Annotated in this window: 20 protein-coding genes; 9 read left to right on the top strand and 11 right to left on the bottom strand. The window is 68.9% G+C overall.

What is annotated here, in order from left to right; genetic code table 11:
• The first annotated feature begins 101 nt into the window (after positions 1-101).
• Positions 102-1,220 carry a DUF6183 family protein gene (locus OG956_RS35150; protein ID WP_330342066.1) on the top strand — a complete coding sequence of 373 codons (1,119 nt, stop codon included), beginning with the start codon at positions 102-104 and terminating at the stop codon, positions 1,218-1,220.
• 84 nt (positions 1,221-1,304) lie between these two features.
• Positions 1,305-1,838, top strand: coding sequence for an AAA family ATPase (locus OG956_RS35155; RefSeq protein WP_330343030.1), 534 nt, complete (start codon positions 1,305-1,307; stop codon positions 1,836-1,838).
• 66 nt (positions 1,839-1,904) lie between these two features.
• Here the strand turns inward: OG956_RS35155 and OG956_RS35160 are convergent, their stop codons facing one another.
• The 3 genes from OG956_RS35160 to OG956_RS35170 form a co-directional block, all read right to left on the bottom strand.
• Positions 1,905-2,138: a hypothetical protein gene (locus tag OG956_RS35160; protein WP_330342067.1), complete on the bottom strand. Its 234-nt coding sequence runs from the start codon at positions 2,136-2,138 to the stop codon at positions 1,905-1,907.
• Complete coding sequence (locus OG956_RS35165) at positions 2,135-2,770, bottom strand: ParA family protein (protein WP_330342068.1); 636 nt, start codon at positions 2,768-2,770, stop codon at positions 2,135-2,137. The genes OG956_RS35160 and OG956_RS35165 overlap by 4 nt, the downstream gene beginning before the upstream one ends.
• A 524-nt stretch (positions 2,771-3,294) precedes the next feature.
• Complete coding sequence (locus tag OG956_RS35170) at positions 3,295-4,143, bottom strand: LysR family transcriptional regulator (protein ID WP_330342069.1); 849 nt, start codon at positions 4,141-4,143, stop codon at positions 3,295-3,297.
• Positions 4,144-4,248: 105 nt separating this feature from the next.
• Here OG956_RS35170 and OG956_RS35175 point away from each other — a divergent pair, with 105 nt between their 5' ends.
• From OG956_RS35175 to OG956_RS35190, 4 genes are all read left to right on the top strand, one after another.
• On the top strand, positions 4,249-4,974 hold the full coding sequence (locus OG956_RS35175) for an SDR family oxidoreductase (protein WP_330342070.1): 726 nt from the start codon (positions 4,249-4,251) through the stop codon (positions 4,972-4,974).
• Positions 4,975-5,173: 199 nt separating this feature from the next.
• Positions 5,174-6,046, top strand: a complete 873-nt coding sequence (locus OG956_RS35180; protein ID WP_330342071.1) for a patatin-like phospholipase family protein — start codon at positions 5,174-5,176, stop codon at positions 6,044-6,046.
• Between the two features lie 2 nt (positions 6,047-6,048).
• Positions 6,049-7,107 (top strand): 1-acyl-sn-glycerol-3-phosphate acyltransferase, encoded by a 1,059-nt coding sequence (locus OG956_RS35185; protein ID WP_330343031.1) that lies wholly within the window; start codon positions 6,049-6,051, stop codon positions 7,105-7,107.
• Between the two features lie 142 nt (positions 7,108-7,249).
• Positions 7,250-8,077, top strand: coding sequence for a class I SAM-dependent methyltransferase (locus tag OG956_RS35190; protein ID WP_330342072.1), 828 nt, complete (start codon positions 7,250-7,252; stop codon positions 8,075-8,077).
• Positions 8,078-8,323: 246 nt separating this feature from the next.
• Here the strand turns inward: OG956_RS35190 and OG956_RS35195 are convergent, their stop codons facing one another.
• Positions 8,324-9,310, bottom strand: coding sequence for an endonuclease/exonuclease/phosphatase family protein (locus OG956_RS35195; RefSeq protein ID WP_330343032.1), 987 nt, complete (start codon positions 9,308-9,310; stop codon positions 8,324-8,326).
• A gap of 330 nt (positions 9,311-9,640) precedes the next feature.
• Between OG956_RS35195 and OG956_RS35200 the strand changes: the two genes are divergently transcribed.
• Both OG956_RS35200 and OG956_RS35205 read left to right on the top strand, forming a co-directional pair.
• Positions 9,641-10,330 carry a response regulator transcription factor gene (locus tag OG956_RS35200; protein ID WP_330342073.1) on the top strand — a complete coding sequence of 230 codons (690 nt, stop codon included), beginning with the start codon at positions 9,641-9,643 and terminating at the stop codon, positions 10,328-10,330.
• A complete protein-coding gene (locus OG956_RS35205; protein WP_330342074.1) occupies positions 10,323-11,417 on the top strand; it encodes a sensor histidine kinase in 1,095 nt (364 codons plus the stop codon). The genes OG956_RS35200 and OG956_RS35205 overlap by 8 nt, the downstream gene beginning before the upstream one ends.
• Positions 11,418-11,448: 31 nt before the next feature.
• On the opposite strand, the gene OG956_RS35210 is transcribed toward OG956_RS35205, so the two are convergent.
• Genes OG956_RS35210 through OG956_RS35240 form a run of 7 tightly spaced genes read right to left on the bottom strand, consistent with a single transcriptional unit; the run spans position 11,449 to position 19,433 of the window.
• The gene (locus OG956_RS35210) at positions 11,449-13,104 is read right to left on the bottom strand and encodes an alpha-keto acid decarboxylase family protein (RefSeq protein WP_330342075.1); all 1,656 of its coding nucleotides are present in this window, start codon (positions 13,102-13,104) and stop codon (positions 11,449-11,451) included.
• Between the two features lie 19 nt (positions 13,105-13,123).
• The gene (locus OG956_RS35215; protein WP_330342076.1) at positions 13,124-13,939 is read right to left on the bottom strand and encodes an MBL fold metallo-hydrolase; all 816 of its coding nucleotides are present in this window, start codon (positions 13,937-13,939) and stop codon (positions 13,124-13,126) included.
• A gap of 5 nt (positions 13,940-13,944) precedes the next feature.
• Positions 13,945-14,964, bottom strand: coding sequence for a sugar phosphate isomerase/epimerase family protein (locus tag OG956_RS35220; protein ID WP_330343033.1), 1,020 nt, complete (start codon positions 14,962-14,964; stop codon positions 13,945-13,947).
• Between the two features lie 2 nt (positions 14,965-14,966).
• Entirely contained in the window at positions 14,967-15,881 is a 915-nt protein-coding gene (iolE, locus tag OG956_RS35225; protein WP_330342077.1) for a myo-inosose-2 dehydratase, read from the bottom strand.
• Positions 15,878-16,402: a hypothetical protein gene (locus OG956_RS35230; RefSeq protein ID WP_330342078.1), complete on the bottom strand. Its 525-nt coding sequence runs from the start codon at positions 16,400-16,402 to the stop codon at positions 15,878-15,880. Before OG956_RS35230 ends, iolE begins: the two co-directional genes overlap by 4 nt.
• The gene (locus tag OG956_RS35235; RefSeq protein WP_330342079.1) at positions 16,399-17,511 is read right to left on the bottom strand and encodes a ferritin-like domain-containing protein; all 1,113 of its coding nucleotides are present in this window, start codon (positions 17,509-17,511) and stop codon (positions 16,399-16,401) included. Before OG956_RS35235 ends, OG956_RS35230 begins: the two co-directional genes overlap by 4 nt.
• Complete coding sequence (locus OG956_RS35240; RefSeq protein ID WP_330342080.1) at positions 17,508-19,433, bottom strand: GMC family oxidoreductase; 1,926 nt, start codon at positions 19,431-19,433, stop codon at positions 17,508-17,510. The genes OG956_RS35235 and OG956_RS35240 overlap by 4 nt, the downstream gene beginning before the upstream one ends.
• A 1,608-nt stretch (positions 19,434-21,041) precedes the next feature.
• Between OG956_RS35240 and OG956_RS35245 the strand changes: the two genes are divergently transcribed.
• Positions 21,042-24,656, top strand: a complete 3,615-nt coding sequence (locus OG956_RS35245) for an ATP-binding protein (protein ID WP_330342081.1) — start codon at positions 21,042-21,044, stop codon at positions 24,654-24,656.
• The last annotated feature ends 128 nt before the right edge of the window (positions 24,657-24,784 follow it).

The following is a 24,784-nucleotide window of genomic DNA, read 5'->3' on the forward strand; positions in this document are numbered from 1 at the left end:
GACGCCGACCGCCGTGCAGGGTACGCCGCGCCGCGCACGTGAGGCCTACGACGCCCGGGCCGTCCAGGAGGCGCGCCCTTGTCCGGGTAAAGTCCAGGATCATGGAAGAGGCCGAGGACGATCTGGCCCTGCTGGTATGGGGCCAGGCAGAGCAGCGCGCCGCGCACGGTGACCCGTCGTTCGTACGCGGACTGGCAGCACAGCTGGCCGGACGGCATGCCGCCGCCCTGGAACAGGCGCGGGACTACGAACGCCAACTCGCCCACGTCATACGCATACTCGCGCTCACCCCTGGCCGCGACAGCCTGACGCAACTGCTTCGGCTCCTGGAGGACACACCCCCCGCCGGAACGCACCCCGGGCTGCGAACGTCCTTCATCGCCTCTCTCCTCGCGGAGCACCAGCTGGTCCCCGACCTGGTGGCCACCGTCTTCGACCGACGCGAGTGGGAGAAGCTGGACGAACTGCGCGCCTGCCTCTTCCACGAGCTGCTGCTCCGAGGCGCGGACACCGGCACCCGCGGCCCTCTGCGGGACTGGACTCATGTACGACCCGGCTGGCACCCCCTGGCCTGGCTTCCGGCACACCGCCGTGACTTCGAAGCCGACGCGAGATTCCCCAGCCGTTCCGTACGCGGCTCCGCCAGCGGGGTGTCCTCCCAGCTGCCCGCCACGGGCCGGCTGGACCCGCCCACACCACGCCCGTCCCAGCCGTCCGCCCTCCGGGACGTCGCCACCGTCGACGTCCACGAGACGATCGTCGCTGCCCCGCAGGCAGGCGGCTGGGGTGCCTGCGGGGCCTGGGTCTTCCTGCTGGACCACGCCCTCACGCCGGAGCAGGTACCCGCCCTGCTGCCGACCCTGCCCATGGCCTGCGTGGCGGGGCTCGGCCCGACGGATCGTTTCGAGGTCGCGGCCCGCCCGATGGACGAGATCTGGCACCTGCTCTTCGAAACCGCCTCCATGGGCGGCAGCCACACCGCGGGCGTACACGGCGCCTACGGCAGACTGTGGGCATGGCGCTCGATGGCGGGCCTCAGCGGCGCTCCGGCGGACGCCGGCGCGGCGGAGGTGGAGCAGCAGGCCCGGCAGAGCACCTGGTTCCACTTCGAAGCCGACGCAGAGTGGTTCCACAACGACATCGGCTCCGACTACGGCATAGCCGCCCTCTCCCCGGACCGCCGCCGGATAGCCGTACTGGCAGCGACGGACACCGACTGAGAGCGGCCGTCAGCCGTGGGCGCTGCCCGGGAGCGGCGGACGGCTTGGACGCCGTTCGCCGCCGTCGGTAGCGTGACCGCCGTGATGGTGGGCACTGAGGAAACCCGGCTGGTCGTGCTGCGCGGCAACAGCGCCTCGGGGAAGTCGTCCGTCGCACTCGGCCTTCGCGAGAGGTTCGGCCGCGGTCTGGCCCTGGTCGGCCAGGACAATCTGCGCCGCATCGTGCTGCGCGAGCACGACCGGCCCGGAGCGGCGAACATCGGTCTGATCGACCTGACGGCCCGCTACGCTCTGGACGCCGGTTACCACGTCGTGGTGGAAGGCATCCTCTACGCCGACCGCTACGGCGACATGCTCGCGCAGTTGCGCGCCGACCACCGCGGTCCGAGCTACGCCTACTACCTGGACGTGCCCTTCGAGGAGACCCTCGCCCGGCACGCCACCAAGCCGATCGCCGATGATGTCGACGAGGCGCAACTGCGCGACTGGTACCGGCCGCGCGATCTGCTGCCCGGCGGCATCGAGACCGTCATCGGCGCCGACAGCCCCCTGCAGCGGACCGTCGACCGCATCATGCACGACACCGGCCTGGCCCGCCTGCCCGCACAGGACCTCTGACCGGGGCGCCGCAGCGTGCGACCAGACTCGGTGTCATGTCTTCGCGGCACCACAGGTGAGGCTGCCTCACCGGGCCTGCCGCAGCGGACGCAGGACTGCCTCACCGGCGCGCAGGAGGGCGGAGAGCGGTGGTCCGGCCCAGTCGGTGAGGTCACGGGCGAAGCCGAGGTCCAGTTCGATCAGCACCTTGACGTAGCGGGTGTCCAGCCGGGTGATCTTGGTGGTGGAGGAGGCGCCGGGGGCTGTCGCGTCCGGCCGGCGCTGCAGTGCGGCTCGATAGGTGTCCTTGCGCTGGTTCATGCGTCGTCCTGACGGTTGATGAGTTCCTCGGCGAGATCCATGTACGCCGTGCCCTTCACCTTGACCGGGCTGCCGAAGGACTGGGAGTACAGGTCGAGCCGCGGGATGTGGGTGGACAACACGTCGAAGCCCCGCTCGGTGAGGGCTTCGCGGGCGTCGGCGTCAGGACCGGTGCGCGTGGCGTCAGGCCGGTTCGTGCGGTTCAACAGGACGGCGGCACGGGCCGGGCGGGAGCGCAGGGACTGCATGTCGTCCATTTCGCGGTCGATGGACGCCATGCGGTCCAGCTCGATCGGGGCCGGTGTCACGGGCACGATCCACTCGCTCGCGTACCGCATGACGCCCCGGGCGATGCGGGCGTGGTCTTCCAGCTGCGGGGCGTCGAACACCACGGCCCGGCGCTGGTCGAGGAAGTCGTTCACGCGCCGGTGTACGTCGCTCACCGGAAGGGCGAGCACGGGGAACGGAAAACCGCCCGCCAGTTCGCTCCAGCGCAGGGCGGATGAGGCGGGATCGCTGTCCACAAGCAGCGGTGACAGGCCCGATGCGTGGAGCGCGTGGGCCAGCCAGACGGCACTGGTCGTCTTCCCCACCCCGGGCTTGAGGTTCACGAATGCATAGCTCAGCGGCACAGGAGCCGACGCTAACGGCCGCGCACCGGCGACCGTCCTTGACGCGGAGCAACCGCGCACGGTTCACCCTGCGGAGCCGCTGAATCACGCCTGCGGGCTAACCGTCGAGCTCGCTGTTCCGCCCCGGGAGACCGGCCACGCCCCGCTCATCAGGCACCGCGTGTTCCCGGTCACCGCACCGGCTCCGTCTGTATCAGCGAGGCGCCGGCTGCCTGCACCTCGCTGAGTGCGCGCCGCGCGACGTCGCTGAAGTCGTCGCCGTCAGCCGTTCCGCCTTCGTCGGAAGCGCGGTCCGGCCGGCCAGGCCCCTGTCGACGCCGGCCGCAGGCTCGCCACAGCGCGGCCGGTGGCTCGCCACAGCGCGGCCGGTGGCTCGCCACAGCGCGGCCGGTGGCCGGCAGTCATGACGACCACGGCCTGTCTGGTCGTATTGCGGGAACAGCTTCCCCAGCCCCCCACACCGCCCGGCCGTCCTGCGGCGTCACCGGCCAACGCGCTTCGGCAGCAGAACTCCTGACGAGTCGTCAGAGAGCCGTCGCGGTTCGGACGAGAGCGGCGACGGCTCGGGACCGGCTGTGCGGCGGCCAGGCGATGACCGTCGTGACCGGCGGCGCGTCCAGCACCGGCACGGTGGCGTGCTCGCCGCGCAGGTGAGCTCGGGATGACTCCGGCAGGACGGCGCAGGCCCGGCCGAGCGCGATCAGCTGGAGCAGTTGCGTGTGGTCCCGGACCTGTGGACCAGGGCCGTCCGGGGATGTGCCGTCGGGGCCGGGCCAGCGCGGCATCGGCAGGCCCGGCAGCGCGGTGACCTCCGCCATCCGCACATGGCTCCGGCCGGTGAGGGAATGCCCGGCGGGCAGGACGACGACCTGCCCCTCCACGGAGAGCTCCTCGGTGTCGAACCCGGCCGTCGAATCGAACGGCCGGTGCAACAGGGCCACGTCCGCCCGCCCGTCGCGCAGCAGCCGTTCCTGCTCACCGGGCCCGCAGAGGAGCACATCGACGGTGACCGCGTCCGGCTCGGCGGCGTAGGCGTCGAGCAGTTTCGCCAGCAGTTCGCTGGACGCGCCCGCCTTCGTCGCGAGGACCACGGCGGGATGCCCGGCGGCAGCGAGAGCGGCACGGCGGGTGCGGCGCTCGGCGGCTTCCACCGCCTCCAGCGCCGCCCTGGCCTCCCGCAGGAGCACCGACCCGGCTTCGGTGAGGGCCGTCCCGCGGCTGCCGCGTTCCAGCAGCGTCGCCCCGAGGCGCCGTTCGAGCCGGCGGATCGCCCGCGACAGCGGGGGCTGCGCGATCCCGAGCCGCTGGGCGGCTCGCCCGAAGTGCAACTCCTCGGCGACGGCGACGAAGTACCGCAACTCCCGCGTCTCCATCCCGCCACCTTACCCAGAGCCGACCAGGCGCGATACCGGTGCGGTATTGCTGCCCACCCAATCGGTGTTGGCGGCGCCCCGGGGTCCTTGAACAGGATCGACCACATGAGCGAACAGAAGATCGCGCTGGTGACCGGCGCGAACAAGGGCATCGGGTATGAGATCGCAGCCGGGCTCGGCACTCTCGGCTGGAGCGTCGGCGTCGGCGCCCGGGACGACCGGCGTCGCGAGGCAGCCGTGGCGAAGCTGCGCGCGGCCGGTGCCGACGCCTTCGAGGTGCCGCTCGACGTGACCGACGACGCGAGCGCGGCCGCGGCCGCCAAGCTGATCGAGGAACGCGCCGGACGCCTGGACGTCCTCGTCAACAACGCCGCGATCACCGGCGGCGCGCCACAGGAACCGACCGTGGTGGCCACCGCGACAGTGCAGGCCGTCGTGGAGACGAACGTGATCGGAGTCATCCGCGTCACCAACGCGATGCTGCCGCTGCTGCGCCACTCGGCGTCGCCTCGGATCGTGAACATGTCCAGCCGCGTCGGGTCCCTCACTCTCCAGACCACACCCGGCGCCGAGACAGGCCCGATCGCCGTCGCCTACGCGCCGTCGAAGACGTTCCTCAACGCCGTCACCGTGCAGTACGCCAAGGAACTGCACGACACGAACATCCTGGTCAACGCGGCGTGCCCCGGCTTCTGCGCCACCGATCTCAACGGCTTCCGCGGCGTCCGCACTCCCGAACAGGGCGCGGCGATCGCGATCCGCCTCGCCACTCTGCCCGACGACGGCCCGACCGGCCGGTTCTTCGACGACGAAGGAGCGATTCCGTGGTGACACAGCTGCCAACCGCCGGGTCGTAGAGGCAGGTTCGGCCGGCGTCCAGCTCTCCCACGAGGCCCCGCGCGGGCACATCCCGGACCGCAGATCGCCCTGGGAGAGATCAGCCAGGACAGCGCCTCCGTCCTGCCCGCCGTTGCTGTCGGTGAGGTGTCCCGCGGCGGTTGGTGGCGCCGTGCCGGGGCACTCTTCGGCCATGGAGGACAGCCGGCCGACCCGCCCACCGATCCTCGCCTTCGTCCTGGGAGGCGGTGGGGCGCTCGGGGCGTACGAGGTCGGCATGCTGAAGGCGCTCTTCGCCGCCGGCGTGCACCCGGATCTCGTCGTCGGCACCTCCGTCGGCGCGATCAACGGCGCCGCCGTCGCGGCCGACCCCTCGGCCGCGACGGTGACCCGGCTCGCCGACCTGTGGACCGGCCTGGGACGCGCAGGCGTGTTCTCCGGATCGCTGCTCGGGCGGCTGGGCACCGCCGTGCGCAGCGGCACCCACCTGTACCAGCCCACACCGCTGCGGGAACTGCTCTGCTCCCACCTTCCGGTCACGCGTATCGAGGATCTGGCCCTGTCGTTCCAGTGCGTCGCGGCGAACATCGAGCGGGCCGCCGAGCACTGGTTCGCCGCCGGGCCGCTGGTGGACGCCGTGCTGGCCTCGTGCGCGGTGCCCGGGCTGCTGCCGCCCGTACGGCTCGACGGCGAGCACTTCGTCGACGGCGGCCTGGTCAACAGCATCCCCGTCGGCCGCGCGGTGGCCCTGGGCGCGACCGAGGTCTACGTCCTGCAGGTCGGCCGAGTCGAGCGAGCCCTCTCCCCTCCGCGGGCTCCCTGGCAGGTGGCACTGGTGGCGTTCGAGATCGCTCGCAGGCACCGGTTCGCCCGCGACATGGCCGACCTGCCGCCCGGCGTCACGGTCCGCGTGCTGCCGTCGGGTTCGGCCCCCGAGGAGGGCACCACGCTCCGGCAGCTGCGCCACCGCACCTTCGGCCGGACCGCCGAGCGCATCGAGCGTGCCTACGCTGCCTCCTCCCGGTACCTCGAGACCGCGCTGAGCGCGGCCGACGACGCGCCATGAGCATGACGGGCGTGGACCGAAGACGCGCGACGAGGCCGGCCGGCGTCGCGGTCACCGTACTGCGCCGCACGACCACCACCGCGCTGCTGCTCGGGCTCGTCCCCGCGGCGACCGCGCTCCTGGTCGCGGCGGGCGTGCTCTGCGCGCCGGTGTCGCTCGCCACGCGCGGCCCGTGGAGACCGGTACGCATCACCGCCTTCGTCCTCCTGTACCTCCTGGTGGACCTGTCCGGGCTGGTGGCAGCCGCCGGTCTGTGGTTCCGGCGGCTGCCCGACCGGCGCAACCGTCGTCAGCGGCGCACCGCGGACGCGTTCGCCCTGCTGGAGCGGCTGCTACGGCTGCTGCGACGCGCGGGCGAGCAGGTCTTCGGACTCCGGGTCCAGGTGACACCCCCGCTGCCGGGCGAGAAGGGACACACGGCGGCGCCCGTCCTGATCCTGGCGCGGCACGCCGGGGTCGGCGACTCCTTCCTGCTGCTTCAGACCTTGCTCAGCGACGCCGGACTGCGACCCCACACCGTCCTGAAGCGGACCCTGCGCGCGGACCCCGCTCTGGACGTCCTCATCGGACGGGTCCCGCACTGCTTCCTCCCACCCCGCCACGGCCGGGCGGCGCAGGAGGCGATCGCCGAGCTGGCGGCCGGGCTCGGCCCGGGCGACGCCCTGGTGATCTTTCCGGAGGGCGGCAACTTCACACCGCGCCGCCGCCGACGCGTGATCGCCTCGCTGCGCCGCCGGGGCCTGCCGCGCCGGGCGTCCCGCGCCGAACGGATGCACCATGTCCTGCCGCCCCAGGACACCGGTGCCCTCGCCGCACTCGCCGCCGCACCCACAGCCGACGTGGTGTTCGTCGCCCACACCGGCCTCGACGTCCTCCACTCGGCCCGCACCGTGTGGAGCAGGCTGCCGTTGCGCGAGAGCGTGCGGGCCCGCTGGTGGCGCATCCCCGCGCACCGCGTCCCCCCGGACGACGACGCCCGCAGCGACTGGCTGCTCGGCCAGTGGACGAGCGTCGACCACTGGATCGCCGCCCACGCCGACCCGGGCGCGACACATGCCTGAGGTACGGCGACGTCGGCGGCCGGCGTCTCCGGCTGCAGGCGCCCGCGTGCGGCCGGTCGTACGCGTACGCCCCGGAGCGTGCCGTCGGGCCGATGACAAACCAGTGGCGTCTCCAGGGACGCGCCCCATAGCTTGTGCGTCCGTGACCGACGATCCGAGGACACCCCCGAAACGACCCGGCCTCGGCCGGGTGTTCAACGAGGTGGCGGAGCTCTACGACCGCGTCCGCCCGGGACACCCCGACGAACTCTTCGCGGACCTGTGCGCCCTCACCGGCCTGGACGAGAGATCGTCGGTGCTGGAGGTCGGCTGCGGTACCGGTCAGGCGACGCGCTCCCTGGCGGCGCTGGGATGCTCGGTGACCGCCGTAGAGCCGGGACGGGTGATGGCCGCACTCGCCCGTCGGCGTGTCGCCTCCTTCCCCAACGTCGGCATCGAGACATCGACGTTCGAGGAGTGGGACGACCGCGGGCGGCGTTTCGGCGTTCTCGCGGCCGCGTCGTCATGGCACTGGGTCGACCCGTCGACCGGCTGGCAGCGGGCGCACGAGGTGCTCCATCCCGGAGGCTGGATGGCGTTGCTCGGCAACGTCGTCGTCCGCCGGCCGGGAGAGCCGGAGGTCTACGCCGAGACCGCCGACCTGCACGAGCGCTTCTGCCCCGGGAACCCCGACTGGGGTCATCCGCCCCTGGAGGCCGACGTGCGCGCCACCGGCGAGGGCTGGGGCCTGGTCGACGATCCCGGAGAACTGTTCGGCCCGACGATCGTGCGCTGGTATCCCACCGTCCAGTGGTTCGACGGAGACGGTTTCGCCGATCTCCTCCGGTCGACATCGCTGTACCGCAAGCTCGACCGCGACGTCCGCGAGCCCCTGCTCGACGCCATCGCCGAGCGCGTCCGCACCCGGCTGGGCGACCGAGTCCCGCGCCGCTACCTCAGCGTCTTGCGGGTCGGCCGGCGCGCCGGCTGAGACGGGGCGAGGAGACGGACGCGCGCTGATCCCAGCCGGTGATCCCGACGATCCGTTGCTGACGCGAGCCGACCGAGGCGTGGGCCCTCAGCCGGGAGCGACGGCAAGCGAGTGCAAGCGCCTTGCACGGCCGGGAGGCGCGTACGGCCGGCCATGTGAGCTGTCCCGGCATGCCGCCAAGCCGGCCGGGCTGCTGCGCGTCGAGGCCGTCAACCGTCACCGGACGGATCCGCCCCTGGGCGGTGTTCACCAGCTGATGCCGGCCGCCACCGGCAGGTGGTCGCTCCCGGTGGCCGGCAGCAGCCAGGAGCTCTTCGGCTGCACGCCCTTGACCAGGATCTGGTCGATCCGGGCCACCGGGAACCGTGCCGGCCAGGTGAAGCCGAAACCGTTGCCGGCGGCGTCCTGGGTCGAGCGCAGGTGCGAGGTGAGGCCGGCCAAGGCGCGGTCGTCCAGGGTGCCGTTCAGGTCGCCGAGGAGCACCATCCGCTTGCTCGGGTCGGCGGCGACGGCCTTGCCGAGCGTCTGCGCGCTCATGTTCCGCGAGGCCGTCCAATAACCCGTTCTCGGAGTCACCCGGACGGATCCCAGGTGGGCCACATACACCGTCAGCGGGCCGTGGCTCGTGGAGACCGTGGTGCGCAGCGCCCGGTTCGGGGCCATCTTGGCGTCGGCCGTTTTGGTGGCCGCCAGCGGTCCGTAGTCCACGATGTCGATCGGCCGGGTGTCCGACAGCGGCAGCTTGCTCCACAGCCCGATCGTGCCCTGCACCGTGTGATAGGGGTACGCCTTCGCCAGCTCCTTCTCGTACGTGCCCGTGGCCCGCGGGGTCAGCTCCACCAGGGCCAGCAGGTCCGTGCCGGAGGCGGCCAGATCGCGGGCGGTGCGGACCGGGTCGGGGTTGTCGGCGTCGACGTTCTGTTCGGCCACGGTGAGGTCGCTGCCCGGGTGGGACTTGTCACCGAGCAGCCCGCCGAACAGGTTCAGCCAGACCGCCACCGGCAGCAGGAGCGCGACGACCGCGGAGGCGGAGCGGCGCCACAGCGCCCCGGCCAGCAGCACGGGGATGAACAGGCCGAACCACGGCAGGAAAGTCTCCACCAGACTGCCGGCGTTCCCGATCCCCTGGTTCGGGATCTTCGCGTGCAGCAGCAGGAGCAGCCCGAGCAGCAGCGCGAGCGCCGCGAGCACCGGACCCCGTTTCCAGGGGCCCGGCCGGGAGGCGGCGCGCATGGTCCGGCGGACGCGCTCGCGCCAGGCGCCGGCGCCGGTAACCCGGCGCGACGCGCCGCCCTGCCCCGTCTCCGCCGTGTCCACCTGCGTCACTCGTCGCTCACCGCTGGCCACTGTCGGTTTCCTGCCGGTCGAGCGTCCGGGAACCGTCGCTTCCGGGCGCGGTTCGTCATTTCGCCCGGTGGGAAGGAGCCGGTGAATCCGGTGGGGCGTTGTTCGTCCTGAGGGCGCTGCTTGGTGCATGCCGCAAGTCAACGCGGCCTGGCGTTGCCGGGGAGTATCCGTTTTCCGATACGTCGACGATATGTGTTGGCTTGTAGCATCACCTGCATGCGTGTGCTGATCGTCGAGGACGAACCCTATATGGCAGAAGCCATTCGCGACGGCCTGCGCCTGGAAGCGATCGCGGCCGATATCGCGGGAGACGGCGACACCGCTCTGGAACTGCTCAGCACGAACGCCTACGACATCGCCGTACTCGACCGCGATATCCCCGGACCTTCCGGAGACGAGGTCGCCAAACGCATCGTCGCCTCCCGAAGCGGCATGCCGATCCTCATGCTCACCGCGGCCGACCGTCTCGACGACAAGGCCTCCGGGTTCGAACTCGGCGCCGACGACTACCTCACCAAGCCTTTCGAACTCCGTGAACTCGCGCTCAGGCTCCGGGCACTCGACCGCCGACGCGCCCACCACAGGCCTCCCGTGCGGGAGATCGCAGGGCTGCGGCTGGACCCGTTCCGCAGAGAGGTCTACCGGGACGGTCGCTATGTCCCGCTGACCAGAAAGCAGTTCGCGGTGCTCGAAATCCTCGTCGCCGCAGAGGGCGGTGTCGTCAGCGCCGAGGAACTCCTGGAACGCGCGTGGGACGAGAACGCCGACCCGTTCACCAACGCCGTGCGCATCACGGTCTCGGCCCTGCGCAAGCGGCTCGGTGAACCGTGGATCATCGCCACCGTGCCGGGCGTCGGCTACCGCATCGAAACGCCGCCAGAACACGAGGGAGCCGGGCGTGGATAGGGCACCCGGGTTGAGCGTACGCGCGAAACTCACCCTCAGCTACGCCGGGTTCCTCATGCTTGCCGGCGCTCTCCTGCTCGCGGCGGTGTGGGTTTTTCTCCTGCGTTACGTCCCCGAACGCGCGCTCATCGTGTCCGCCGGCACCCCGACCCATGGTGTTTTTCCCGTACGGTCCAACCTCCTGCGTGTTTTCGCTCCGCGGGCAGCCGAAGTCCTGGCATTCCTGCTGGCATTCGGTCTGCTGGGCGGATGGATTCTCGCCGGCCGCATGCTGGCCCCCCTGACCCGCATCACGGATGCCACCCGGCTGGCGACGAACGGAACACTCTCCCACCGGATCCGGCTGCCCGGCCGCAAGGACGAGTTCCGTGAACTCGCCGACGCCTTCGACGCGATGCTCGCCCGGCTCGAAGCGCATGTCGACGAACAGAAGAGATTCGCCGCCAACGCCTCGCACGAGCTGCGGACACCACTGGCGATCTCCAAGGCGCTTCTCGACGTGGCCCGCACCGATCCGGACCGCGACACCGGGGACGTCATCGACCGCCTCCACACCGTCAACGCCCGGGCGATCGACCTCACCGAGGCACTGCTCCTGCTCAGCCGCGCAGAACAGCGGTCCTTCACCAGGGAACCCGTCGACCTGTCCCTGATGGCGGAAGAGGCCGCCGAAACACTGCTCCCCCTCGCGGAAAAGCACGGCGTCCGCGTCGAGACCGGCGGAGACATCGCCCCCGCGACCGGATCGCAGGCGCTCCTGCTGCAGCTGACCACGAACCTCGTGCACAACGCGATCGTCCACAACCTGCCGGAACAGGGCACCGTGTGGGTCACCACCAGCGTCCGCCCCGAGACCGTGGTCCTCACCGTCGAGAACACCGGCGAGAAGCTCACCCCGCAGCAGGTCTCCACGTTCACCGAACCGTTCCGGCGCGGCACCGAGCGCGTACACACCGACCACGCGGGCGTCGGCCTCGGCCTGGCGATCGTCAGGACCATCACCCACGCACACGACGGGACACTCACCCTCACACCGCGCGCCACCGGCGGGCTTCGCGCCACGGTGGAACTACCGCGAAAGCAATGAAGGCAGGGTCCTCTCGTTGCAGGACAAGCCTTCAGTGGGCCTTCCAGTTCGCATTGTCCGGAATCGTCTTGTCAGGCACTCGCACCTGGATGATGGACGGGCCGCCGGAGTTCTCGAGCGCACCCTCGACGGCATCGCTCAGCTCCCTGTACGTGCCGACTTCCCATCCCTGGCAGCCGAAGACGTCGGCCAGCTTGCTGTACTCCCACCGGTGCAGCAGGCAGGGCTTGTAGAACGGCTCCTCGGAATGGAACACCGCCGCGTCGGCCAGCCACTGCTCCACCGCGTACACGCCGTTGTCGATGACGAAGATGATCGGGTCGAGCCCGAACCGGGTCTGTGTCGAGAGGCACTGGGCGGTCATCTGGAAACCGCCGTCCCCCGAAAACACCATCACCTTGTGGCCGGGACCCTTTGCCAGGCAGATGCCCGTCGCAGCGGGCCCGCTGTAACCGATCGACGAGTAGGACGACTGAACGATGAACCCTCCTGGGCTGGGGATGTCGAGAAGCAGGCTCCCGAAGTAGTTCATGCTCGCGTCGGCGCTGACGATGGTGTTCCTGTCGATGTACTGCTGGATGTGGTTGTAGAACCCCTGGTACGTGATGGCTTCGGCCTCGCCCACGGCCGGCACACTGCGAGCCGGCCTTTCCGGCAGTTTGCGCTCCTTGGGCGCGATCTTCTCCGCCAGGATGCCGTCGATCAGGTGCTCAAGCGCGACCTGGCCGCCGAAGTACGTTCCGAACTTGACCGCGTCGAAGGACGCGAACGCGGTCTTGCCGTAATCGGGATCCCAGCCCAGGGAGTTGATGTCCGTCAGCCACACGCCGAGGGCCAGTATGAAGTCGGAGGCGTCGGCCAGATCCGTCACGGTGGTCGATGACGCCTGGCCGTCGAGGACGCCGACGAAGAGCGCATCGTCCTCGGAAAGGACGGACTTGCTGAGGAGTTCCGTGACGAACGGGACGTTCAGTTGCTGGATCAGGCTCATGGCCTTGTCCTGAAGGCCGAGCCGGTCGATCTCCACGCCGAGCCATATGAGTGGGTTCTCGGCGCTTTCGAGCTGTGCGGAGATCCGTGCGACCGACTGCTGCAGGCTGGTCTCGTCCGACAGGGTCCGGGCCGGCTTCAGCGTGCCCCTCGGCGGCTCGCACTCCAGGTCGACCATGTCCTGGAGCAGCTCGACATAGATCGGGCGCCGTTCGGTGATGCACTGGGTCAGCGCGTAATCTATCAGCGTCGGGGCCAGGTCCGGATTGTCGATCCTTACGGCTGCCACGGTCAGGTTCTCGAACGACTGAAGATCCGTCTGGCGCCCGCTGATGAAGTGGTGCGCGCTGTAGCCGGTCTGCTCGAAGGTGATGGTCTTCTTCACGCTCGGCGTGCCGTTGATCAGCACGAGCGGCACCTTCTCGACATAAGCGCCGGCGACCGCGTTCACCGCACACAAGGCGCCTGCCGAGTAGGTGACGCAGAGCGCGCCGATTCCCTTCAGCCTCGCGTAGCCGTCCGCCGCGTAGCCGGCGTTCACCTCGTTGACTTCCTCGACGATCTGAACGCCGCTCGGCGCGACGTAGTGGTTCAGCCACTGGATGGAATAGTCACCCGCGATGGCGAAGAGGTGGTCCAACCCGAGTTGGCGGAGCCGGTCCACCAGGTACCGTCCTACAGTGCAGCCCTCGTTCATGGTGGGGACACCTCCGTGGTCAGTAGTCGCTCGCGCCGCCGAACAGCCGGGGCATGTAAATGTCGAAGATCCCCGGGCACTTGCGTTCCGGGTACCGCTGCAGCATGAAGTTCTTGAAGGCGTCGTCCGTCAGCCCATTGCCGATCGCCTGCCGGGCGGCAGCAAGGTACTCGATGTTGCGCGCCACTTCGTTCTTGTCGGCCGGCAGGCCGTGGCCCGGCATGAACAGCTCGTAGTCCGACACCAGCATCTTCTGCAGCACGCGCATCCAGTGGTCCATGTGCTTCGTCAGGTACAGATGGGTGCCGCTGTAGACCAGGTCCTGAGTGAAGTACACGCCTGTGTCGGGAAGCCTGATGGTGAGGTGGTAGTCGATCTCGGTGTCCGTCACCCGGTCGAAGACGTACCTGACCCCGTCGATCGTCTCTTCACCGGGCCTGGCGACTTCCTTGGGAACGACGATGCGCTCCGGGGCGAGGTCGCCGAGTTTCCAGTGGTCGCTCCTCGATTCTTCCCCGTGCTCCTGGATGAAGGTCATGGTCTCGGACAACGCGTAGACCGTGATGTCGGTGAACGCAGTCCCCACGCCGAACCAGTGGTCGGGGTGCCGATGAGAGAGGTACAGCCTTTCGATCGGCTTGCCCAGGCTGTCGGCGTAGTCCCTGAACGCCCTCGCATAGGGGACGAGGAACTGTCCGTCGACGAGGACGAGCTGGTTCCGGGTTTCTATGATGTGCGTGGCGTTCGCGATGTTGCTGTACGCGAAGGACGCGACGAAGGTGTGGATGCGGACATCGTCCGTCTGCTTCACGACCATGGCGATGGGATCTGACACCTGGGCTAGCATTCGAGGCCCCTTCGGGGTTGTGTGGTCCGCTCTCGCAGTTCCTCCAACGCGGCCTTCGCGACGTCGTAGGCGCTGTCCCTGCCGGGCACGGGGTCGTCCTCGCCGGGCCGCCAGAAACGCCGGCGTGCCATGCGCATGGAGCTGTCGAACGGCGGGATCGCGTTGAACACTTCGATCAGATACGGCCCGCGGTACACCGGCTCGATCTCGTCCGAGATGATGTCCCACGGGATCCAGCTGTCCTTCACCGCTCCCCGGTCGGGCGCGGATATGTGGACGTAGTAGAGCCGGTTCTGCCGCATCGCTCGCGCGACGTTCTTCTTGAAGACCGAGGGACCCTGGCTTTCCATCACGACCTGCGCGGTGTCGATCGTCACGCCGCCTTGCGGATGCTCGAGGCCCTCGAGGAAGTCCAGTACCTCCGACACCATGTTGGGCGGCGGCGTCTCCCAGCTCTTGACGGGCTCGACGGCGAGCCTCACTTCGCGCGCCGCGGCGTACTCCACCAGCTCTTCGAAAACGGAACGGGCTGCGTCGAAACGAGGTTTGATCCAGTCCTGCAGGGCGTCGCTCCAGATCGGCTCATCGGTGTCCGTGACCGGGAAGACCCCGTAGGGATAGATGAACGGCCCCGACATGATCGAGTCGCCGCCCAGGACCCGTGTGATGTCGACGCGGGACTTGAGGTACGACAGGGCTTGCCTGCGCTGCTCCTCGTAGGGCGATGTCGGGTCGAAGGTCCGGGTGGTCCCGACGTTGGTGGTGAACTTCACCGCCCCCAGCCCCGCCTTGTCGAACTCCTTCTTGAGACCGATGTAGCGGTCGACCTTGAGTTTGTGATCGACGGTCGTGGGCTGGGCGGCGATGTGCACGTCGAAGCCGTCGTAGCCCATGTCGGTGAGGGTCTCGAGGTGATCGATCAGGACCCGCGTGTACTGGGTGTCCAGCGGGCGCAGATCGGCCGTGAACATGAAGAAGCTGAAGTAGACGTCTCGTCCGAGTGCCGCGTTCATCGTCACCAACCCAGGACATCTGCGAGGTAGGCACGGGCTTTCTTGGCGTACTCGAGCGGGACGGCCTTGTTCGGATCCTGCTCCGCTTCCACGACCAGCCACCCCTGGTAATGCGCGTCTGCCAGCACTTCGAGGATGGGCCGGAAGTCGATCGCGCCCTCTCCGGGCACGGTGAAGACGCCCAGCTCGATGGCGTCCTGGAACGAGAGGCCTTCTTCGCGTACCCGGCTGACGACTTCGGGCCGGACGCTCTTCAGGTGGACGTGGCCGATGCGGTCGGCGTAGGCCCGGGCCACCTCCAGCGGGTCGTCGCCGGCGAAGGCCAGGTGGCCGGTGTCGAGCAGCAGGTGGACCAGGTCCGGATCGGTCGAGGCCATCAGCCGGCCGATGTCGGACCGGGTCATGACGCCCGTGCCCATGTGGTGGTGGTAGCTGAGCTTCATCCCGGCCGAGCCGGCGATCTTGCCGAGCTCGTCCAGGCCGGACGTCAGGGCGTCCCACTGGGCGTCGGTGAAGACCGGGCGATTGGCGAACACGTCCACGGGAAGCAGGTGCGACGAAGCGCCGAACTCGGCCACCACCAGCTCAGTGCCGCCCAGCGCCTTGATGTGGGCCAGCGTCTCCTCGAACGCGGCGATCGTCTTCTGCCGCATGTTGCCGATCGTGAAGTACGTACTCGTCCACGGTTCGGACACACTCAGGCCGCGCAGAGCGAGGGCGGCCTGGAGCTCGGCGGCGTCCGAGGGGTACTTGTGTCCGATACTGCAGCCCTGGAAGCCGGCCAGTGCCATCTCGCTGACGGCCTGGCCGAAGGAGATTCCGGCGTCGATCGCGGGGAAGTCGTCGTTCCACCACAGGGTGCAGCAGACGCCGAGCTTCACCTTCTCCGGGCTGAGGCGGTCGGCCAGATCCGTCATCTCGTCGCCCCTTTCAGGTACCGGTCCGCGATGCGGGGTGGCTGGGCCCAGGAGCCGTATCCGGGTGCCTTGGCACCTTGCGGATTGGCGCCGATGGCTCGCCACAGCAGCCCTTCCTGGTAGGAAGCGGCGGTGACCGTGGCGGTGCCTGACGCGGTGTCGGTCCCGAAGCGGTCGATCCACTCGGGCGGCAGCGCGTACCACATCCCGGCGTACCAGAGCTTGATCACATTGCGGGCCACCGGACCGAGCCGGTCGTCGCTGAAGATCCGATGGCGCAGGGCCCGGTCGAACAGAGCCGCGTCGATCGGGGTTCGGGCGTTGCTCGCGACATCGACGGCCGCGTCGGCCCGGGCTGCCCGGTGGGCGTCCAGGAGGGCGGAGACGACCTCGTCGCCGCAGGCAGACCGTACTTTCGCCAGGTAGTCGTCAGCCATGCCGGTGCCGAGCAGATCGGTCTCGGCGAAGGCGGTCAGGTCGACCGACAGGGAGATGAATTCCTCGAACGACGGGCCGGTCATCGTGTCACCGCCTGGCTCTTCGCACCGGCGCCCGGCGAGGTCGGCGTCTCGGATCCGACCGCGGCCGGGATCTCGAAGGTGGGGGTCGCGTGCAGGCCGTCACTGCCCGGCAGAGGGTTGCACACCAGCCGGTTGAACCCGTCGCGCAGGCGGAACATCGCGCAGACGGCGTCCTGCATCAGGCTCGGCCGCCCGTTGAACGCCTTGGTGAGCAGGGCCAGGAGGGCGCCGTACTCGGCGTTGAAGTCCCGGACGACACGGGCGAGTTCCGATCCGGGTGGGAAGTCGGTCAGCCGGGCGCTGACCTTCACGTTGTACACATCGCCCCAGGAAATGCTCAGCGCGGGCCCCGATGGCGCATCGGGCTCGTCACCCAGCTGGTAGTAGCGCCCGAGCTGCAGTTGCCGGAACCGGTAGTAGTGGGCCAGCTCCCCGTCCGCGTCGTAGATGCCCGAATCGAGGCCTTCGCCCTGGGCGGCGATGAAGTGCAGCGCCCGTTGGGCCGAGTCCAGGTCGGAGACGATGATCGCCTCCCCGCCGCCGGAGTAGAAGTACTCGGGCCCGACCTGCGAGGCGGGATCTCCGCGGAAGAGCCCGGGATCGTCGGCCGCCACCTTTTCGAGCCCTTCGATGATCTCTTCGTAGAACTCGCCGATGCTGTAGAAGCGCATCCCCTGGGTCGTGGGGCTGACGACCAGATGCCCCGTACCGCCGTCCGGTGTCTTCGTCAGCCGGGAGCCGGGGCTGGGGGCCCTGGCCGGCCGCTCGATCTTGCAGAACGTCTCCACCGCCTCGGGGGAGAAGGGCCGCAGGTCGACGGTGAAGTCCTGCTCCCCGTCGGGCAGGTAGGCCGGATAGGACGGCACGAAGCCGGGGCGGCTCAGGTCGGGTTTCCCGCCGATGGCGTTCATGACGTTGGCGACGAGGGTGAGATGCAGCATCTCCTCCACCACGGCCACCCGGATGATGTGGGCGGCGTCCGAGTTGGTGGTGGAGCGTATGGAGTAGTACGCCGTCAGGTACGGGGGAATGGTCGCGTGCTCGAGCGCCAGCGCCGCGTCCAGGTAGCTGATGAGGTCGTCGCGGTTCTCGATGGTCGTCGCGGTCATCGGGCCACCTCCTCCATGGTCGCCGCGTTGCGCGGGTGGGAGGTGACGTGGAACGGCGCGGTTTCGTCGTCGAGCTGGGCCAGCATGCCGCGGGCGCTGCGCAGGCACAGGGCGGCGACGGTGAGCGTCACGTTCGACGTGCCCACGGTGGGCATGCTTCCCCCGCCGACCATGTACAGGTTCTCGTAGTCCCAGCACCGCTGATCGGCGTTGACCACCGAGGCCGACGGGTCGTGGCCCATCACGTGGGTTCCGGCGAGATGGTTGCCCCCGCGGATCTCGTACCCCTCGCCGTCGTGCACGGCGTAGCCCCAGAAGTTCGGGTTGTACGCCGTATGGTCCTCGGCGCCGAGGCGGGCGAAGATCCGTTTCGACAGCTGCCGGGCGTAGGCCACGCCGCGCATCGTGTAGTCGGGGATGTCGTAGGTGAGGACGGGCCGCATGTTCCCCAGCGCGTCGGTGAAGTCCGGGCTGACGGTGACCCGGTTGCTCGGGTCGGCGGGGACCTCCACCATGAAAGCCAGCTGCAGCTGGCGGGACACCCGGTCCACCAGGCCCTGGCGGAGGGACTCGCCGTAGCGTCCACCGGAGTCGACCAGTTCGAGGAGATCCGTCATCGGCGCGCCCCGCGCCCAGCCCCAGCCGTCGTTGTGGATGTCGACGGTGAACGCCGCCTGGTGGCTGCGGAAGCGGCCGCCGCGCAGGTCGGTGATGCCGCCCGTGCAGATCGTGCCGCGGAAGGTGCCGGCCACCTCCGGCAGCAGGCCCCACGCCAGCAGATAGGCGTGGTCCATGAAGTTCCGCCCCATCAGGCCGCTCGAACCGCGCAGTCCCGAGGCCAGCATCAGCCGCGGGTTCTCCACCGCGTTCGCGGCGAGCACGAACAGCCGGCCGCGGGCTCTCATCGTGGTGAAGCCGGGACGGTCGGGCCGGTCGTAGCGGCGGTACTCGATCTCGGTCACCCGGTGTGTGTGCTCGTCGATGTGCACCTTGTGGGCCACCGCCTGTGCCACCAGGTCGACCCGGCCGCTCCGCAGGGCCACCGCGAGGGTCTTGCCGGCGTTGTACTTGGCCTGCACGGGGCAGATGGGCACGCAGTTGTTGTTGCCCTGGCACCGCTCGCCGACCTCGACCTGGTACGCGCTCACCGCCCCTTGCGGCACATAGCCCTTCCCGCCGTCGTAAGCAGGGTTCGGTATCCCGTTGCGGCCCTGTGGGAACGGCCGCACCCGCAGCTCCCGCCGCTCTCCGTCGAGCTCGACCGGCATCCCGTCGAGATCCCTTGCGACCGTCTGGTCCAGGAAGGACAGGGGCAGTCCCTTCATGGGGAACACATAGCCCTCGTCGAAGGTGATCCCGAGATAGGCCTGGTCCTCCACGTCGGCCGAGACGCCGATCTCGCGTTCGGCCTCGTTGTAGTACGGGGCGAGGTCCTCGTAGGTGAGCGGCCAGTCCGCCCCCTGGCCGTAGAGCGTCCGCATGCGGAAGTCCTCGGGCAGCATCCGCAGCGCCTTGCCCTCCCAGTGCATGGTGGTGCCGCCGAGGACTCGGGTATAGGTCGTGTCGGTGGCGAAGGGCCCGCTCTGGACGATGTAGGACGAGGCGTCGGGCGCACCCGGAGTGATGCGCCGGACGTCGGTGCCGCGGGGCATCGGGGCGTTGGGGACGGCCGGGTAGGGAGCCTGGTTGTCCTTGCTGATGGCCGAGTAGAACCGGTTCAGGTAGTCCTCGTAGCCCCTCAGGGTCAGGTCTTCGGCCGGACCCGCTTCCAGGATCAGCACTCTCCTGCCCGCCTCGCTGAGCCGCAAGGCGATCAGAGCGCCGCAGATCCCGCCGCCGACGATGACGGCGTCGTAGACGTCCTCCGCCGCCGACACGGGGTCGGTGCGCTTCGCCGCCCCTTGGGGAAACTTCTCGTACATGGGGCAGTCAATCCTCCTCTGCCAGGCTGGGCCGGGACGGGCGCGGCGGCCGGCGTTCGAGTCGGCCGGTCACCGTCGGAGGCTCTCGGCCCTGGCTGCATGGCGGACGGGTGGGCGGCGCGGCGCCTTGCGCACGCTGCACCGGCGGCCGGCGGTGCCGTCGAACCGCTCGGAGGGCTCCGTGTGGTCGCTGTGCTGAAAGGCGGCGCTCAAGAATGGCCTCACCGGCGGCCGTCCGGGCGGTGACGGCCACCGCCGAGGACGTCGGCGCGCCTCTGCCAGGCCGGGCGAGGAAGGGGTCACCCGGCGGCCGAGGATCGCTGAAATCGAAACCGTCGCCGGCCGTCTCCCGCGCATGATCGACGAGATGTCCCGGTGCGTGATCGGCACGAGCGACGGCAGACCGACCGCGTCCCGGGGGGACGGGAGGCCTGGGCGCCGGCCTGCGCTCGGGAAGCGCCGGACGGCCGTTCGGCGCGGGCGCGCATGTCGGACGTGGGGGACTCGGGCATTTCCGAACTCCGTCACCTTTCAAGCGGATCCGTCGGATCCGGCCTGCTGCCGGCTTCCTGATCACGCTGGGGGGAAAGGGCGGGAATCGAGTGCGCTCATGGGCCGCCGCCACGAGTACGTGGGATTCCGGCGCGAGCATGCCGGAGGCACGGCTCAGCAGAGCGCAGATCGTTCTTGGGGACTTTCTATGGTCAAGCGGCGAGTGGTGTCGCTGCCGGGAACCCGGGCGCGCAGACCAGTGCCGCATCCACAACCATACGCGCGATCCCGCAAGATCGCCGTATGGGCCAGGGGCCTATGCCACAGGTCGACCCGGCCGGCCCGCGGCATGGCGTCCCCGTCACCGCACGCCGAGGGCTGCACCGGTGCGACAGACATCTCACGGGTCACGCGCGCGGAGAGCGGGAGTCACGAGACAGCGCTTGGCCGGGCGAGTCGCCGGGCGCTGAGTCGCCATCAGGGAAGCCTCGCGTCAGTGCGCTTGTGAGAGGCGGCCAGCCGCGAGGTGACTTTGGCGGTGGCAGGGTTCCCGCCGGGCAGAGCGGGCCTGTGCGACGGCTGTGCGGCTGACCGCTTCTCAGGCTCCCTTCCCCGAGGGGACCTGAGCGGCGGTCGAGCACCCACCTGATCAGCGCGGCATGGGTGACCGGACTTCCGCGGGCTCTGTGGGCTCTGGTGATGTCGAAGCGCCGCGGGCAGGCCACCGTACCCCGGAGGCCGGTACGAACCGACGCGCGGAGGCCCGTGGACGATGAGAGCCCGCCCGGAAGTCCACAGCTCAACTACCGGCCTGCAGTGGGTCTCCGCACCCGCGCCCGGGCTGCGCGGGAACCGACCTCCGGCCAGGCCGGGCGGCCGTGTTGCGCTCCACTCCACGAGTGCTTTGATGGACATGAAGGCATACGTGCAAGCTGGTGTTCGCGAGGCCGATGCCATCGACGCGGGGCGGGGATATCGCCTAGTTGCAGCGTGGAGCCGGGGCGCACATGCGATGCGCGGCACCACGAGCACAATCCGCTGATCTCTATGCGCGCCACCACTCGACGTCCGCCGGACGTCCCGTCAGCAATGGGCCGCGCGGAGGGAACGGACCTCATGTCCACCAAGGTCATCCGTCATCCGGAAGGCAAGGCACGGCCACACAGTGCCCCCTGGTACACGCTGTACCCGAGACGGTGGTCGTCCCGGACCTCACGGGCGGTGGGCAGAAAATGGCGCAAGATCAGGACTGAAAGGGAGGCGCGCAGGAGCATCGTCCCCAACCGGAATTGGCGCTCCTGGAACTTTTCAATGGGTCCCTGGCTTTACATGTACGCTTTCCTGGGGACTGTTCTGCTTTTCGCTTGGATAGGACTGGCCCTTTATGATTTCTACAGGTATGGGCCGGATAATGATACCAAGCTGCACAAGTACCTCGACTCCCTCTGGTTCGACGCCGTCAACCACGTCGTAGGCCCTGTTCTGACGGGCTCCCTGCTACTGGCCTTTTTCCTTCTCTACTGGTATCACAAGACCAAGAAGCCGCTCGTCGACAAGGCGCGCACGCGTCCTCATGAACTGGTCCCCACGGCCGGCACCCTCGTCAACAGGATCGTGGGGCGCCGGGAACTGTCGCAGGTGATGGCGCAGACCCTCCGCAGCCGGAAAACACGGAAGCCTTATCTGCTCGTCGGCGGTGTGGGTGTCGGCAAGACGGCGGTTCTGGTCGAACTCACCCGCATGCTGGCACAACAGTCCGCCGTTCCGGTGCCCATCAGTCTGCGCCATGTGAAAGGCGACGGCGAACTCGACTTCGAGGAGATAGCACGGCGTCGTTTCGAGGAAGAGGCAGATCAAGGGGTACTCGCCGGCAGCAACATCGACAAGACGTGGCGGCAGTTGAGGCTCGACGACAAGGCCGTCGTCATCGCCGACGGTCTCGAGGAGGCGCTTCTGGACGAGAAGTACCAGGAGGACCGCGACAACATCATCCGCCGGGCGATAGAGCGCGCGGATCGGCAAAAGCTCCCCCTGGTCATCGCCTCGCGCCCGCACGCGCCGCTCGAGGGCACCCGGGCCGCGATCGCCAACCTCGAACCGTTGAGCGAGGAAGCGGCCCTGGAGTACCTGATACGCGAACCCGGTGACTCGGACGAGCGCCGACTGGACTGGGTGGTGGAGACCGCCCAGGTCACGGACTCGCCGATCTACCTGCGCATCGCCCGTCTGCTGCAGCAATGCGGTCTCCTGGAGCACCTGACCCTGCGCGAGGAAGATGGTTGCCTGGACACACGCAGCAACGACTGCTCCACTCTCAGACTCGAGCTTCTGAACACCTATCGACAGGCCATCGAAGACGGACGCATATTCGACCGTCTGGTGATGGACCGCAATGAACGCCAGGAAACGATGTGGGTCGTGTCGGCCCTGGCCTGCCTCGGACTGTTGCAGGACAGTATCGAGGTGACGTTCGATGAATTCATCAGCGCGCACTTGTATGATCTTTGCGAGCGCAGGGAATCTCAGGAAATGGAGGAGGAGTCGCCTCTGGATCCTCAGCGACACGGAGTGCACCTCACCATTTCCCCGAAGCAGCGTGACGCGATATGGGGCGTGTTGCACCGAAAAATCGGTTCACTGCCGTGGCTCGACACCCTGAACTACCCCGTCGAGTGTCGTACCGAATTGGCGAGATACACCGCCAATGGGCAGCTCCTCGGACTGGTCTACGGCTGCAAGAACAAGGTTCGGTTCCCGCACAGCATCCTCCAGGCCTATCTGGGATATCGCCTGCTGAGGGAGATGAAGGACGACGAGATCGCCGCGGTCGTCAAACCGGCTCTGAACAGCCCGGGGCCGTCCCGGGAACTGCTCATCGCCCTGGTGCTCCTCTCACGTCAGCAGGCGGATCCCCGCGCCACCCGGCCGGCCACCGCCGCCCGCACCCGGAACAGCCACGGAACGCCGAGACTCTCCGAGCTGCTGAGCGACGCCGCAGAGGGCCGGCACGACGCGAAGTACTTCGACCTGTACGCCGCTGCCCTGGAGATCGACTGTGTCGATCCGGATCCCATACAGGACAAGCTGGCCCGTGATCTGGAAGAGCAGTGGCCGAGCCTCGACATCAGAGGCGATCAGCGGACCATTGAGGACGCGAAACTGCGGTTGGTCCGGCGCTTCGGAGCCGCACTGCGTGAGCGGAACCGCCGCGGCAAGGGCAACCATGCGCTGCCCTACAAGCGCCTCTTCGACATCGGTGCGCATGAGTCTTCGCGTCCGGTGCGGATCGCGATCGCACACCAAATAGCCGCCGGTGGCGATGCGGCCTTCCAGGTCCTGCGCACGGAATTCCCGCTCGGCACCGACCCGATATTGCAGTACCTGGAAAAAATTCGCGAAGCGAAGGAGGAGCTCGACCGCGAATACACTGCTTGGCTCAAAGAAGTGGATGCGAACCCTGCTGCCGACCTGGAGGCGGAGGAAAGGAGACAGCGGAAGCACGACCGGATCGTGGAGGAATACGAGCGGAGCCGCATCACATGGTGGCGCCACTTCGCCCTGCGGGCCTGGCTCGTTCCCATGATCGTCGGGTCGGTCTCCGAGAAGTACCGTGACGAGGCCAAGGAGCGGCTGAGCCTGTGGTTGGACAACCTGACCGTGCAGGCCGGCCGGCGGACCCCGCCCATGCCGTTCTCTCTGGAGAACGCCTTGGCGCAGGGCTTCAAGAACGCGGCGAACCGCAGAAGACGGCACCCGGACGCCTACCAGGAGACCCGGGCGTATCTGGTGCAGCAGGCGGAGAAGATGCTCACCCGCAGTCGCTACTGGTACGCGCAGCTGAGTCTGATGCAGGCACTGTGCCTGTGGGAGCTCCCCGACACGCTTGGACACAACGGCGGAGTGGGCGCGGCGAACGGGCAGGGCCACCGGCCCGCACCACCGCCCACGAGCGTCACGGCGGACGGCGACATGGCGTCCGACGGCCCCATGGAGCCGATGAGGTCGGTCTCCCGTTGGCTCGCGATGGCGGGCAGTGCGCACGAGACCGAACCCCCCGTCGGCGACCCGCAGGAACGTCATGCCCAAAGGGTCCTCCACCCGTTCGTCGCCGAGGCCGGCGACCTGATGACCCTGGCCCTCGAGACGGGACACCCCGAGCGGTTCATCTGGATCGACGAGAACGAGACCACGGACAACGTCGGTTCCACCCCGGCTGACCCGGAGCGCTACCGCAAGCACAACCTGTGGATCGCCCCGTCCGTCGGCTGGAGCATCCTGCACCCGTGGGCACAACGCCTTCTCGCCGACGTACTGGTGATGCTCAATCTCACCGAGGGCGACGAAACCCCGGACGACATCGAGGAACGTCTGAAACGCGCGAACAGGAACGACCTCCCGTACTGTCTCACCCACGACCGCAGCCGGCTTCACCCGGAACGCAGTGTCGGCCGGGCCGAGAGGGATGGCGCCCGCACCACGTGCGTGTCCCCGTGCGAGTTCCGTCTGTGTCCCTACCCTCCGCAGGCCGGAAAGGCGCAGACGGAGATGGCGGAGCTGTTCTGCCGGCAGCAACAGGCGCTTCTGCACAGCCGCTTCCGCTGGCATCTGCCGGCCGTCAGCCGTCGCACCGCGCCTTGGGTGAGCATCCCCGTCAAGGAGTTGGACGCCTTCTGGGAAGAGATGGCCAACCGGAACCGCAAGACCACCGACGAGGACGACCACCTCCTCTGAGGTGACCGGTGCGGTGGGCCGGCTCTCGGCCGCCCGGCGTGATCTGCCGGCTGCCGGCGCACAGCGCGGGCACGGGGCCGACGAGCGGCAGCGCAACCTACAGATCAGGCTGATCAAGGGGTATTCGG

This window comes from Streptomyces sp. NBC_00557, from assembly GCF_036345995.1.
Classification (GTDB): Bacteria; Actinomycetota; Actinomycetes; order Streptomycetales; family Streptomycetaceae; genus Streptomyces.

Bases quoted from the DNA above. Each gene is read 5' to 3' on its own strand.
- OG956_RS35210 (WP_330342075.1), bottom strand. From the start codon at position 13,104: ATGAACGAGGGCTGCACTGTAGGACGGTACCTGGTGGACCGGCTCCGC.
- OG956_RS35180 (WP_330342071.1), top strand. From the start codon at position 5,174: ATGGAGGACAGCCGGCCGACCCGCCCACCGATCCTCGCCTTCGTCCTG.
- iolE (WP_330342077.1), bottom strand. From the start codon at position 15,881: ATGACGGATCTGGCCGACCGCCTCAGCCCGGAGAAGGTGAAGCTCGGC.
- OG956_RS35155 (WP_330343030.1), top strand. From the start codon at position 1,305: ATGGTGGGCACTGAGGAAACCCGGCTGGTCGTGCTGCGCGGCAACAGC.
- OG956_RS35240 (WP_330342080.1), bottom strand. From the start codon at position 19,433: ATGTACGAGAAGTTTCCCCAAGGGGCGGCGAAGCGCACCGACCCCGTG.
- OG956_RS35245 (WP_330342081.1), top strand. From the start codon at position 21,042: ATGTCCACCAAGGTCATCCGTCATCCGGAAGGCAAGGCACGGCCACAC.
- OG956_RS35160 (WP_330342067.1), bottom strand. From the start codon at position 2,138: ATGAACCAGCGCAAGGACACCTATCGAGCCGCACTGCAGCGCCGGCCG.
- OG956_RS35175 (WP_330342070.1), top strand. From the start codon at position 4,249: ATGAGCGAACAGAAGATCGCGCTGGTGACCGGCGCGAACAAGGGCATC.
- OG956_RS35185 (WP_330343031.1), top strand. From the start codon at position 6,049: ATGACGGGCGTGGACCGAAGACGCGCGACGAGGCCGGCCGGCGTCGCG.
- OG956_RS35195 (WP_330343032.1), bottom strand. From the start codon at position 9,310: ATGCGCGCCGCCTCCCGGCCGGGCCCCTGGAAACGGGGTCCGGTGCTC.
- OG956_RS35200 (WP_330342073.1), top strand. From the start codon at position 9,641: ATGCGTGTGCTGATCGTCGAGGACGAACCCTATATGGCAGAAGCCATT.
- OG956_RS35150 (WP_330342066.1), top strand. From the start codon at position 102: ATGGAAGAGGCCGAGGACGATCTGGCCCTGCTGGTATGGGGCCAGGCA.
- OG956_RS35220 (WP_330343033.1), bottom strand. From the start codon at position 14,964: ATGAACGCGGCACTCGGACGAGACGTCTACTTCAGCTTCTTCATGTTC.
- OG956_RS35170 (WP_330342069.1), bottom strand. From the start codon at position 4,143: ATGGAGACGCGGGAGTTGCGGTACTTCGTCGCCGTCGCCGAGGAGTTG.
- OG956_RS35235 (WP_330342079.1), bottom strand. From the start codon at position 17,511: ATGACCGCGACGACCATCGAGAACCGCGACGACCTCATCAGCTACCTG.
- OG956_RS35230 (WP_330342078.1), bottom strand. From the start codon at position 16,402: ATGACCGGCCCGTCGTTCGAGGAATTCATCTCCCTGTCGGTCGACCTG.